Annotated in this window: 12 protein-coding genes; 10 read left to right on the forward strand and 2 right to left on the reverse strand. The window is 57.8% G+C overall.

Annotation, left to right across the window (positions count from 1 at the left end):
- Positions 1-33: 33 nt before the first annotated feature.
- The 5 genes from RAE19_RS15500 to RAE19_RS15520 all read left to right on the forward strand — a co-directional run bounded on the left by RAE19_RS15500 (position 34) and on the right by RAE19_RS15520 (position 5,401).
- Positions 34-711 carry a transaldolase family protein gene (locus tag RAE19_RS15500; RefSeq protein WP_313875727.1) on the forward strand — a complete coding sequence of 226 codons (678 nt, stop codon included), beginning with the start codon at positions 34-36 and terminating at the stop codon, positions 709-711.
- A gap of 97 nt (positions 712-808) precedes the next feature.
- Positions 809-2,353: a cryptochrome/deoxyribodipyrimidine photo-lyase family protein gene (locus RAE19_RS15505; RefSeq protein WP_313875728.1), complete on the forward strand. Its 1,545-nt coding sequence runs from the start codon at positions 809-811 to the stop codon at positions 2,351-2,353.
- Between the two features lie 2 nt (positions 2,354-2,355).
- On the forward strand, positions 2,356-2,490 hold the full coding sequence (locus tag RAE19_RS15510; protein WP_430962580.1) for a DUF2256 domain-containing protein: 135 nt from the start codon (positions 2,356-2,358) through the stop codon (positions 2,488-2,490).
- A gap of 14 nt (positions 2,491-2,504) precedes the next feature.
- A complete protein-coding gene (locus RAE19_RS15515; RefSeq protein WP_313875730.1) occupies positions 2,505-3,842 on the forward strand; it encodes a DASH family cryptochrome in 1,338 nt (445 codons plus the stop codon).
- Positions 3,839-5,401 carry a cryptochrome/photolyase family protein gene (locus RAE19_RS15520; protein WP_313875731.1) on the forward strand — a complete coding sequence of 521 codons (1,563 nt, stop codon included), beginning with the start codon at positions 3,839-3,841 and terminating at the stop codon, positions 5,399-5,401. The genes RAE19_RS15515 and RAE19_RS15520 overlap by 4 nt, the downstream gene beginning before the upstream one ends.
- A gap of 14 nt (positions 5,402-5,415) precedes the next feature.
- Here the strand turns inward: RAE19_RS15520 and RAE19_RS15525 are convergent, their stop codons facing one another.
- Together RAE19_RS15525 and RAE19_RS15530 are read right to left on the reverse strand one after the other, a co-directional pair.
- Complete coding sequence (locus RAE19_RS15525; protein WP_313875732.1) at positions 5,416-5,991, reverse strand: hypothetical protein; 576 nt, start codon at positions 5,989-5,991, stop codon at positions 5,416-5,418.
- Positions 5,992-6,239: 248 nt separating this feature from the next.
- Complete coding sequence (locus RAE19_RS15530) at positions 6,240-7,775, reverse strand: DUF3369 domain-containing protein (protein WP_313875733.1); 1,536 nt, start codon at positions 7,773-7,775, stop codon at positions 6,240-6,242.
- Between the two features lie 64 nt (positions 7,776-7,839).
- Between RAE19_RS15530 and RAE19_RS15535 the strand changes: the two genes are divergently transcribed.
- The 5 genes from RAE19_RS15535 (at position 7,840) to RAE19_RS15555 (ending at position 12,581) form a co-directional block, all read left to right on the forward strand.
- On the forward strand, positions 7,840-8,589 hold the full coding sequence (locus tag RAE19_RS15535; RefSeq protein ID WP_313875734.1) for a 16S rRNA pseudouridine(516) synthase: 750 nt from the start codon (positions 7,840-7,842) through the stop codon (positions 8,587-8,589).
- A gap of 4 nt (positions 8,590-8,593) precedes the next feature.
- Complete coding sequence (locus RAE19_RS15540; RefSeq protein ID WP_313875735.1) at positions 8,594-9,448, forward strand: EI24 domain-containing protein; 855 nt, start codon at positions 8,594-8,596, stop codon at positions 9,446-9,448.
- Complete coding sequence (locus RAE19_RS15545) at positions 9,445-10,251, forward strand: competence/damage-inducible protein A (RefSeq protein WP_313875736.1); 807 nt, start codon at positions 9,445-9,447, stop codon at positions 10,249-10,251. The genes RAE19_RS15540 and RAE19_RS15545 overlap by 4 nt, the downstream gene beginning before the upstream one ends.
- Before the next feature lie 225 nt (positions 10,252-10,476).
- Complete coding sequence (glnA, locus tag RAE19_RS15550; protein ID WP_313875737.1) at positions 10,477-11,892, forward strand: type I glutamate--ammonia ligase; 1,416 nt, start codon at positions 10,477-10,479, stop codon at positions 11,890-11,892.
- A 185-nt stretch (positions 11,893-12,077) separates the two neighbouring features.
- Positions 12,078-12,581: a hypothetical protein gene (locus tag RAE19_RS15555; protein WP_313875738.1), complete on the forward strand. Its 504-nt coding sequence runs from the start codon at positions 12,078-12,080 to the stop codon at positions 12,579-12,581.
- Positions 12,582-12,606: the final 25 nt, after the last annotated feature.

The following is a 12,606-nucleotide window of genomic DNA, read 5'->3' on the forward strand; positions in this document are numbered from 1 at the left end:
GCTGGCACCGCCAGCGCTCAGGGGAACAATCGTATGACTAAAATTTTTCTCGACTCCGCGCGCGTAGAGTCATGGGCTCTCCCGGCGGGCTGTCCACCGGTGCAAGGGGTCACTACCAACCCCAGCTTGGTGTTTCAAGCGGGGCTTCCTGTCACTCTCGCTACCTATGTAGGTTTGATTTCAGCTGTCGCAGACCACGGTTTTGCGGAACTGATGGTTCAGTTGCCCTACTGCCAACCGGAGCAAGCAAGAGAATGGCTCAAAGTGCTACAGCCGGCGGCGCAAGCCCGGGGCATTCAATTGACGATCAAGCTGCCCTGCGCACCGGATTGGGAGGCATGTATCGACGCAGTTCGGGCTGAGCAGCAAGACGTGTTGCTCACAGGGCTCTCCAATGCAGTGCAGCTCTTGTGGGCAAAACACAAAGGTGTGCAATATGTGGCGCCCTATGTGGGCCGCCTTGCGAACGATGGCCGCAATGTGTGGGCGCTGATGGAGGCATGCGTAGCAGTGCAAGCCAAGGGCCCGCAGCTTCTGGCGGCGAGTATCAAAACGCCCGAAGTGTTGGGTCAGCTGGTAGCCGTAGGCGCAGCCGCAGTGACTTTACCTCCAGCGAGTCTCGTTGCCTGGAGTACCGACGCACTGACTCAGAGCGCCATAAAGCAGTTTGATCTTGATATCCAATCCAGCATCAAAATCGGACAACACTGATTGCTTTAGTGGGGCATAGCCCCTCAGCCTGCTCAAGCGCGGGCGATTCGCGATACTCGCCACCCAGCTATGTTGCTGGGTCGCAGCATCCGCGTTTATGTCGTACAGCGTAGTTTGGTTCAAAAAAGATCTCCGACTGCATGACCACGCTGCTTTGCAGCAGGCCCTGGCGACTGGCCCGGTCTTATGCGTCTTCTGCGTAGAGCCCCATCTGTGGCGCCAAGCGGATGCCTCAACCCAGCATTACCGGTTTGTGATCGAGTGTTTGCGCGATCTCTGGTCCGAACTTCGATCGGTGGGCCTGAAACTCCATGTGGTGACCGCAGATGCGCCAGATTTTCTGGCGCGACTTTTCGCGGCGTCGCCTTTCATAAGACTTTACTCCCACCAAGAAACAGGCAACGGCGCGAGTTTCCAGCGGGATATCGCCGTCGCTCGTTGGTGCCGCGCAAATGGAGTGGCGTGGCACGAGGTACCACAGTTCGGAGTTCAACGCGGTAGCGCCAACCGCGACGCTTGGAGTCGCCACTGGCATGGCCATATGAGCCTGCCGCAGTCGACTTTGCCCACTGCATCTGCGCACGCCACTGTGCCACTACCGTGGGTAGAGCCACCTCCGCCAGATGCTCTCACCCTGAACTTGCAGCAACCCGATAAGCCCCGTCGTCAAGCGGGCGGCCGTGCCATCGGGCTGCAGGTGCTGCGTAGTTTCATTGCGGACAGGAGCCGGCAATACCGCGGTGGAATCTCTTCGCCGCTCAGGGCTGTGGATGCTTGCTCCCGCTTGTCGCCCTACCTGACTTGGGGTTGCCTCAGTGTGCGCGAGGTGTGGCAAGCGGTGCAGTACCGCCGCGCCAGTGAAGCGCCACCAGCGCCCAAGCACCTTGCGGGGCTGAATGCGTTTGGCAGCCGTCTGCATTGGCATTGCCACTTCATTCAAAAGCTCGAGTCTGAGCCCGGCATCGAGTTTCACAACATGCACCGTGGGTACGACGGGCTGCGCGAGAGTGAACACAAGCCCGAGCATTTTGCGGCGCTTGTCTCCGGGCGCACTGGCTGGCCATTGGTGGATGCCTGTGTTGCGATGCTTCGCGAGACCGGCTGGGTCAATTTCCGGATGCGCGCGATGCTGGTGTCCGTCGCAGCGTATCCGCTGTGGTTGCATTGGCGTCCGGTGGGCGAGTGGTTGGCTACCGAGTTTTTGGACTACGAGCCGGGTATCCACTGGAGCCAAATGCAAATGCAGTCGGGCACCACGGGGATCAACACTGCGCGCATCTACAACCCAATTAAACAAGCACGCGACCAGGATCCTGAAGGCCGTTTCGTCCGTGAGTGGTTGCCGGCGATGCGCAAGGTGCCCGACACCTGGTTGTTTGAGCCCTGGCGGATGCCTGCGGAGATGCAACTGCGTTGCGGGCTCCGTGTGGGCGGTCCGGATGCGGACATTCCGACCCCATTGGTCGACTTGGAGCGCGCTACCCGGTTGGCAAAAATCCGCTTGTTTGCGCTGCGTGCGCAGCCGGAGGTTAAAGCTGCAAAAGCCGCCATTGTTCGACAGCACGGATCGAGGACGTTTGTTCGCAAACGGGCAGGAAAAGCGCCGCCGGTTGCGGTCCCTGCTCAATTGGAGTTGCTATGAAAATGCGAAAGAAAAGTGATCTGCCATCCAAGCAGTGTGCGACCTGTGGCCTGCCGTTTCAATGGAGAAAAAAATGGGAAAAGGTCTGGGCGGAAGTGAAGTACTGCTCTGAGCGCTGCAAGCGCGGCGGGCGGTGAGCACGGTGCAGCATATGACTCCTTCTGTGCCTCTTGTTTATTGGTTTCGCAGCGATTTGCGGCTGCGCGATAACCCTGCATGGGTCCAAGCCTGTGCCTTGAATCAGCAGCTGTTGGCTGTCGTGTTCGAGCCGCACATAGCCTCGACGGAGCAACGTTGGGGTTGCTTGCAACCTGGGGCCCACCGGCTCGCGTGGTGGCACGCCAATGTGCGGGCTTTGCAGCTGGAGCTTGCGCAGCACGGCGTAACGCTGTTGGTGTTGCGGGGCAAGGCTGTCGAGGTTTTACAAACTGTCGCCAACAAGGTCGGGGCAGTGGCCATCCACTGCGAAGAGATTGCCGCGCCCTATGAGCGCGCAGAGGTGCAAGCGTTACAACACGCCGGCTTTGAAGTACACCCCCATTGGGGTAGTACCTTGTTTGAAGAGCAGCAACTCCCTTTTGCCGTGGACGAGTTGCCTGCTGTTTTCAGCCAATTCCGCAATTTGGTGGAGCGTGCCCGCACGCCGGTGCCTGTGCCTGTGCCTTTGGCAGCCCCGCAGCATGTCCATGGTTTCTCCATAGCTTCAGAAACAGCGGCGTCATTTGCGCCATGGGCTGCAAGACCCCCTGCGGAGCAGCTCTGTATGGACGCCCGTTCTGCATTTATTTGGGGCGGGGAGACTGGCTCAGCCGTACGAGCCGGGAATGCGGGTGCGCACGCCTATCTCGATGCGTATTTTTCCTCAGATCGGGTGGCGCAATACAAGGCCACACGCAATGGCTTGATCGGGATGGCGTACTCCAGCAAGTGGTCTCCCTGGCTGGCTGTAGGCGCGGTGTCGGCTCGAGAGATTTGGGAGGCTTTGCGAACCTATGAGCAGCGCCAAGGCGCAAACGACGGCAGCTATTGGCTCTGGTTTGAGTTGCTATGGCGTGAGTATTTCCGGTGGTTGCACAAGCAGTACGGCGACGCGCTGTACCGACGCCGCGGCTTGTCGGAAATAGCCCGGCCGGTGGTCGCTACCAAGCATCAGCGCACTTTTGCGCATTGGACCCAAGGCCGCACCGGCTGCGAACTGGTCGATGCTGGAATGCGGGAATTGGCAGAGAGCGGCTATAGCTCCAACCGGATGCGTCAGATTCTGGCGAGCTATTGGATTTACGACCTTAGCGGAGACTGGCGTGCCGGCGCAGCCTGGTTCGAGGCGAACCTGTTGGACTATGACGTGTACTCCAACCAAGGGAATTGGCTCTACATCGCTGGCTTGGGTACCGACCCTCGAGGCGGGCGCAGGTTCAATGTGGCCAAGCAGACTGCAGACCATGACGCTGACGGGCAGTACCGGAATTTATGGAGTGCCTCGCCATGATGCAAAACACTGAAGTGACACATACCGTCCGGCTGATTTTGGGCGACCAGCTCAACCCCTTGCACAGTTGGTTTTCTGACACCGACCCCCAAACCCTCTATCTGATGATGGAGATGCGCCAAGAGACCGACTATGTGCGCCACCATGCGCAAAAGGTGATTGCTATTTTTGCGGCCATGCGGGCGTTCGCAACTGCATTGCGGGAGCGCGGTCACCGTGTGCACTACCTTCAGATTAATGAGGCCGACAGTCAGTTGCCAATGGTAGAGAGTCTCGATGCCGTAATGGCCCGCACAGGCGCATCTGTGCTCGAGTACCAGGAGCCGGATGAGTGGCGATTAGATGCTCTGCTCAAGGAGCACTTGGCGCAAGCCGAGGCGTCGGGCAGCTATTCCGGGCGCATGGTCGGCAGCGAGCATTTTTATACCGAGCGTCATCAAGCGCAGTCCATGTTCAAGCCAGGCAGCCGTTGGCTGATGGAGACTTTTTATCGGCAAATGCGCAAACGCCATGCGGTCTTGTTGGACGCTAAACGGGAGCCCGAAGGTGGGCAGTGGAACTTTGACAGCGAAAACCGAAAGGCTTGGAAAGGCTTTCCCCCTGAGCCTGAAGACTTCCGGCCAAGGCACGATCACACCTTGCTTTGGGAGCAAATTCAACGAGCGGGGGTGCAAACCTTTGGCACCCCGTCGGCCCAGAGTTTCCGCTGGCCGCTAGACCGCGCAGAAGCGCTGGCGCAGTTAGAAACTTTTGCCACAGATGTGCTCCCGTACTTTGGCGATTTTCAGGATGCACTCAGCGGCAAAGCGCGGCGGCTGTTTCATTCGCTGCTCTCATTCGCGTTGAATACCAAAATGCTGTCACCACAAGAGGTCGTCGAGCGCGCTGCTCGCGCCTGGCAGGGGGGCGGGGTTCCCTTGCCTGCTGCAGAGGGTTTCATACGCCAGATCCTGGGCTGGCGTGAGTATGTCCGGGCGGTGTATTGGGCAGCGATGCCCGGCTATGAAGCGCACAACTTCTTTGACCATCAAGCGGAATTGCCTGACTGGTTCTGGACAGGCAAGACCCATATGGCGTGTGTGTCTTCGGCCATCACCCAATCCTTGGACATGGCGCACGCCCACCATATTCAGCGTTTGATGGTGATTGGTAACTTCGCGTTGCTGGCCGGTCTCAACCCCAATGCATTGCACCAGTGGTACCTGGGCATTTATATCGATGCCTTTGAATGGGTAGAACTACCCAACACGGTAGGCATGAGCCAGTTTGCGGATGGCGGCGGACTGGCCACCAAACCTTATGTGTCTAGTGCGGCGTATCTCGACCGCATGGGCGATCATTGCGCCGGTTGTCGCTACGACAAAAAGCAAAAAACCACGGCTGACGCGTGTCCGTTCAATGCCCTTTACTGGGAGTTCTACGATCGGCACACCCGACTGCTGAGCCATAACCCACGCATCGGGATGGCCTATCGGCAGCTCGAAAAGATGCAACCCGAGGAGAAAGAGGCGCTCTTCGAAAAAGCCCGGAGTCTGCGCGCCAACTTGAATGCGTTGTAGCCCTCAGGCTTGCATCAGAGCTTGTCCATCCGGCTATCAAGCGGCGTGACAAAAGAGTTGAGTTCCCAGCCGGAAGCGAGCCGGCTTTCCGGATGGCTTGCTAGGGGGCTGCTTGCGGTATCAGTCAGGTCCGGGCCCTTGCTCATCCGGCGGCGGTGAACGGCGGCATGCAAATGCTCCCGCATATTCCGGAAGCGGGTGTCGAGGGGCTTGTCTGCCGCCAGCATGGCCGCGTGTTCGCCGAGAAAAGCAGTCCTTATTTGCGTCAGGTGCGGCAGGTTGTCGGGGTCTACCACCCAGTAACGCACATCACATTGCTCCAGCAGCGAGTGTTTCAGTGTTTGATTGCTCAGCGAAAGCCCGGATGCCCCGGGTACATCGACACACCCGATCACTGTTCCATCCGGGCTACACACGGTAAACGTGCAATAAACACCGTTCAACAAGCGGTACCAGTGCGCGGCTTCTGATTGCTCGGACGGAATCGTGAAGCGGGTCACCGGCAGCTTGATCAGCACCTGTTGGTCAAACATGACTTTGGTAAGCCACAACCACACTTTGCGCTCTCTGCTGTTGACGAGGCGGCGCACTTGAAGCGGCCAGACGGACGGGATCCTGCGACGTTGTTTGGCCCGGTAGTTTTGGAGCCCGTAAACGAAGCAAACCCCTAGTAAAAGTCCGCCAAGAAAATGAAGAAACATTGCTGCGCCCTGAATGTGTGGTCTCTGGATGGACCCTTTTTCACAAAGTTTATCGGGCTTTTGCAACGGGCGCTATGGCCCACACAGACCAACGGAGGGTCTGGTCAGACTATTGACCCGCGCTTATTCGCCCGTTTTCAGGGCTGCTGGTAAAGCGCTTTGACGGCTTCCACCTGGTCTTGGAGCCGCTGCACCAATTCCGGATCGAAGTGTTTGCCTTGTTCGTGGAACACATAGTCCAAAGCCTGATGGAGATCCCAGGCCGGTTTGTAGGGGCTGGCAGATACGAGCGAGTCCAACACATCAGCCAGGGCTGCAATCCGGCCCACCAGGCTGATCTCGTTTCCTTTCAAGCCGGCCGGGTAGCCGCTTCCGTCCCACCGCTCGTGGTGTTCTTGGGCGATTTGGGCCCCCATGGCATGCAAGCGCGAGCTCGATCGGGAGAGCAAGGTGTGCCCTAGGGTCGGATGTGTTCGCATCACCGCCCATTCCTCCGCCGAAAGCGGACCGGGCTTGCCCAAAATCTGATCAGGGATACCCGCTTTGCCCACGTCATGCAGTGTCGAGGCGACCCGGATCATCTCGATCTCCGCATCGCTGCAACCACTGGCGCGGGCGAGCAGGGCCGCCAGCTCCCCCACGCGCTCTATGTGGCGGGCGCTCTCTGTGCCCCGGCGCTCAATGGCGCCACCCAAGGTGGCGATCGTGTCCCGTTGGGTGCTTTGGGTTTCTTCCCGCAGCAGCAGGCTGTCGTAAGTGCTGGCTACATTGCGTGAAAAGAGTTCGAGCAGTTCGCGCGCCTGACTAGTGATCGGCTCCGGAAACTCCATGTAAATCAAGCTCTCGCTGCCTGCCTTGGTTCGAAAGTAGCCTGCGTAATAGCGCTCACCATGGCGGCTCACTTTTTCGCCCAGCGACTGCAATATGGCTGTTTTTACGACTTCTGGCAGGTTTTCTACTTCATCTTCCAGCATCAGCTCTGAAAATGCATCTGTTGCTGCGAGTACCTTCAGCTTGCCATGCCCTGCGTTGGCGGTGTAGGCCGACAAGCGACTGGCGCACAAGCCTTCGCCCTGCAGATCCAAAAGGTGGTTTAACTGCGAAAGAACGGCAGATGCGAAGCTGCGCAAATTGTGGGAGTCGCCCACCTCGCTGATGGCTTCTATCGACCGCACCAAGCCCCTTCGTGCATTTTCAAGTCGCATCAAGTCCCGATAAGCCCTTAAACCCGCGTAAAAGACAGTAATCAACTTGCGACGGGTTAGGTCGGTTTTTTCTTTGTAGTCGTTGATGTCGTAATCGCGGATGACCTGTTCTTCGGGGGCCTGGCCGGGTTGACCGGTGCGCAGCACGATGCGCACATTCAGGTTGCCCAAGTCCTCGCGAATGTATTTGGCGAGGTCCAGGCCTGCGTGCTCAGACTCCATCACCACATCCAGCAAGATCAGGGCAATATCGTTGCGCTGGCCCAGCAAGGTGCGGGCTTCGGCGGCGCTGTAGCAATGGGTGAATTCCAGCCGTCGTCCATCCATTTCGAAATCGGACATGACCAGCTTGGTGACCTCGTGAACCGCAGGTTCATCGTCCACCACCAGAACCTGCCAAGGCTTGGCTGTGTGGCTGTGCGTCTGCTCTGCCTCTTGTTCATCGCTGAAAACCAAATCATCTGTCATGACACAGGTCCCGGTTGGAATCGAATCACAGCAGTCTACTGGAAGTGACTGCGATACTACGTCTATGCAGTTACAGGAAATACTCTATACCCAAGGGTTTGGCACCCGCCGTGTGTGTGCTGGTTTGGTCCAACAAGGCTTTGTGCAGGTTTATATGCCGGAACAAGGCCTGGCTCCCGTCACCATTACGCAAGCAGCTATGGAATTTGTAGCGGAAGGGTTGCGCTTCCGGGTGCAGGGCGTCGACTGGCCCTACGCTGAACGCGCCTATTTGATACTCGACAAGCCGGCCGGCACCGAGTGCTCGCAAAAGCCCTCGACCTACCCCAGCATTTACACCTTGCTCCCCAGTCCGCTGCGCTTGCGGCCGCAAAAGGCAGCGGTGCAGGGCGTTCAGGCCGTGGGTCGGCTGGATCAAGACACTACCGGCATGCTTTTATTGACCGACGATGGCAAATTCATTCACCGGATGAGTTCACCCAAGCACCATGTCCCCAAGGTGTATGAAGTGACGGTCAAGCATCCGCTCGATGAAAAGCAGGTCAGCAAGCTTTTGAGTGGTGTGGTGCTGGATGACGACCCCAAGCCCGTCCGAGCTGCCGCTTGCGAAGCGGTTAGTGAATTCCATCTGCGCATGACCCTCACCGAGGGCAAATACCACCAAGTGAAGCGCATGGTGGCCGCTGTCAGCAATCGGGTGGAGGGCTTGCATCGCTCCAGCATCGGCAGCGTGTCGCTGCCTGCGGACTTGCCCCCCGGCGGCTGGCGTTGGCTCAATGCCGACGAAATCGTGGCAGTGCAAACCAAGGTGTGATGCGATGAACGCCGTCCTTGATGCTTTCTGGCGTTCCGTGGCTTATTGCCTGCACCCCAAAGTCATCTTGTGGTCGTTTCTGCCACTGGTCTTGATGGTGGGGGTGACGGCCGGGCTGGGGTATTTTTACCTTGACAGCCTGCTCAGCCAAGTGAACCTGCTGTTGGAGTCGATGGACTGGCTGCAAATGCTGTGGTCGTGGCTCGAATCCATGGGCGCCGGAAAGCTCAAGACCGTGTTGGTTCCGCTGCTGGTGATTCTGGTGCTTACGCCGCTCGTCGTGGTCGCCTGCTTATTGGTGGTGGCCACCTTGATGACCCCCATGCTGGTGCGCCTGGTCGCTCAGCGCCGCTTCCCCTTGCTCGACAAGCAAGGCTCCGGCTCTTTTCTGTTAAGCGCCGGATGGGCACTGGGCTCGACAGTGGCTGCATTGTTCGCCTTGGTGGTGTCGCTGCCACTGTGGTTGATTCCGCCGCTTGTGCTGATCATTCCACCCTTGATTTGGGGTTGGTTAACTTACAGGGTCATGGCTTTTGATGCGTTGTCCGACTTTGCCTCTCGTGCTGAGCGGCAAGAGCTATTCAAACGCTATCGCTGGCCTTTGCTGGCGATGGGCGTATTCGCAGGCTATCTCGGTGCGGCCCCTAGTCTGGTCTGGTCATTCGGGTTTGTCGCGGTCGCTTTGGCCCCTATTTTGGTTCCGGTGTCGATTTGGCTCTACACCCTGCTGTTCGCCTTTTCGTCGCTGTGGTTCACCCATTTCGGTCTGAAGGCCTTGCAATATTTGCGTGCAGAGCAAGCGGCTGCAACCAAGGTGCCAGACATGCCGCTGAATGTGGTTGACGTGGAGATCTTATGAAGTTTGGCGCGATCATCATTGGGGATGAAATTCTTTCCGGCAAACGTGCTGACAAGCACTTGGCCAAAATCATTGAATTGCTGGGTGCCCGTGGCATCCGATTGGCTTACGCGCATTACGTTGGCGATGATCCGCAGCGTATTACAGCGACGCTGCGTGAGGCCTTCGCTTCGGGCGATACCGTCTTTTCCTTCGGTGGCATTGGCGCCACGCCCGACGATCACACCCGGCAATGCGCTGCATTGGCGTCCGGCAAAGCCTTGGTGCTCAGTGACGCCGCACGGGATTTGATCCAAGAGCGCATCTTGGACGTTGCCCGCGAGCAAGGCCTGCCCTATGAGCCCGAGCGCCCAGACAATGTGCACCGCTTGCAGATGGGCATGTTCCCGGAGGGCGCCGCTTTGATACCCAATCCGTACAACAAAATTCCGGGTTTCAGTTATCCCGGCGTTGGGCAAGGGCGGGTCCACTTTGTGCCGGGCTTCCCCGTGATGGCCTGGCCGATGGTGGAGTGGGTTCTCGATAGCCAATGCGCTCAATGGTTTCAGCAGGATGTGTGGCGCGAGCAATCGGTGATTGTCTTTGGTGCCATGGAGTCGATGCTGACCCCGCTCATGGAGCAGCTGGAGCGGAGTCATCCGGTCAAGGTCTTCAGCCTACCGAGCGTGGACCATCCGCAATACGGCCGGCACATCGAATTGGGCGTGAAAGGGGATCCCACTGTGATGGCAGCCGCATATGCCGATTTGCTGGCAGGCCTCAAGGCGCTGGACATGTCATTAGGCCCTGAATTGGTGCGATAGCAAATTGCACCAATAAAGTGCGCTATAGCTTGTTGCACCTTGGTGGTGCATTTTGGTGCGCTCATTGGGCTCTCACCCGTGACTTTCCGTATTTCGTGCTCGAATTGCCCGTTTAACGATGCAAAATAGAGCGGTTTGCCGAAATGCCTTTGGTGCGTGCTTTGGCACAAAAGCTGCATTAACTGCAGCGCAAATCTTTTTACAACCGTGCAACAGGAGTATTTGATGGCCAAGACCGTCGCAGATGTGATGAAGATGGTGAAAGAAAACGAAGTCAAGTTTGTTGACTTCCGTTTCACCGATACCCGTGGTAAGCAGCAGCACACCACCGTGCCTGTCTCGCATTTTGATGAAGACAAGTTCACCTCCGGCCACGCGTTTGACGGCTCTTCTATTGCCGGCTGGAAGGGAATCGAAGCTTCCGACATGTTGTTGATGCCCGATCCAGGTACTGCCAACATTGATCCCTTCTTCGAAGAAACCACTCTGATCATGAACTGCGACGTGGTGGAGCCTGCTGACGGCAAGTCCTACGACCGCGATCCACGTTCCATCGCCAAGCGCGCTGAAGCCTACTTGAAGGCCTCCGGCATGGGCGACACCGCTTACTTCGGCCCTGAGCCAGAATTCTTCATCTTTGACGGCGTACGTTGGTCTACAGAACCCAACAACACCTTCTACGAAATCGAAGAGTACGAAGCGCCCTGGAACACCGGTTCCAAGCTCGAAGGCGGCAACCGCGGCCACCGTCCCACTGTCAAGGGCGGCTACTTCCCAGTGCCCCCAGTGGACAGCACGCAAGACATGCGCGCTGAAATGTCCCTGATCCTTGAATCCTTGGGCATTCCAGTTGAAGTGTTCCACCACGAAGTGGCGGGCGCTGGCCAGAACGAAATCGGCACTAAGTTCTCCACCCTGGTTGAGCGCGCTGACTGGACCATGTTGCAGAAGTACGTGATCCACAACGTGGCCAATGCCTACGGCAAGACCGCGACTTTCATGCCCAAGCCTTACCACGGCGACAACGGTTCCGGCATGCACGTGCACCAGTCCGTGTGGAAAGACGGCAAGAACCTGTTTGCTGGCGACGGCTATGCAGGTCTGTCTGACTTCGCGCTTTACTACATTGGCGGCATCATCAAGCACGCACGTGCCCTGAACGCCATCACCAACCCTGGCACCAACAGCTACAAGCGTCTGGTTCCTCACTTTGAAGCTCCGGTCAAGTTGGCATACTCCGCCAAGAACCGTTCCGCTTCGATCCGCATTCCTTTCGTGGCGAACCCCAAGGGCCGTCGCGTGGAAGCACGTTTCCCCGATCCATTGATGAACCCTTACCTCGGCTTCGCAGCCTTGTTGATGGCAGGTCTGGACGGCGTGGAAAACAAGATCCATCCTGGCGAAGCCGCCACCAAGGACCTCTACCATCTGCCTCCCGAGGAAGATGCAAAGGTACCAACCGTGTGCCACAGCTTGGATCAAGCCTTGGAGCACTTGGACAAGGACCGCGCGTTCTTGACCAAGGGTGGTGTGTTCACTGACTCCATGATCGATGCCTACATCGACCTGAAAATGCAGGAAGTGACCCGCTACCGTATGTCGGTACACCCTGTCGAATACGATATGTACTTCAGCCTGTAATCCCGGCGCTGCAAAGCACTGTGATGAACAAAGAAGGACGGCGCGAGCCGTCCTTTTTTTATGGAACACTTGGACACATATCGCCACCCGAACCTCGGGGATACTCAGGGCCTTTGTCCCGGGGCACTTTTTGACGGATACTGAATCACAGCGCTTACCAAACCGAGCGTAGTTACTGACACAGCATGAAACCCACACTCCTGATTCTTTGCTTGACCGCCGGCACGACGCTAGGAGCCTCGGCGCAGGAGCGTATCTACCGGTGTGGTAATGAGTACACCAACACCGTGACCGAAGCGCAGGCCAAGACCTGCAAGCTTGTCTCGGGCGGCAATGTCACGGTGGTGCAGGGGCAGAAGCCCGCAGCAGCAGCACCAGGGGTGAAGGTGGCATCGGCGCCGCCCGCAAGCAGCGCGCCGCGTATCGATAGCGCGGATCAAAAAGCCAAAGACTCTGATGCCCGTTTGATTCTCGAGACCGAGCTCAAAAAGGCCGAGGCCCGTCAGATCGAGCTGAACAAAGAGTACAACAACGGGGAGCCTGAAAAGCTGGGCCCCGAGACTCGCAATCATCAAAAATACCTGGATCGGGTTTCCGAGCTCAAAGCAGCGCTGTCCCGCAACGAAAGTGACATAGCGGGCATCCGGCGGGAGCTTGGTCGTTTGCCGGGCAGTAGCTCCAAGCAATAAGGTCCGGGCAAGTGCCCGCCTTGCC

Source organism: Rhodoferax potami (genome assembly GCF_032193805.1).
GTDB classification, from domain to species: Bacteria; Pseudomonadota; Gammaproteobacteria; order Burkholderiales; family Burkholderiaceae_C; genus Allorhodoferax; species Allorhodoferax potami_A.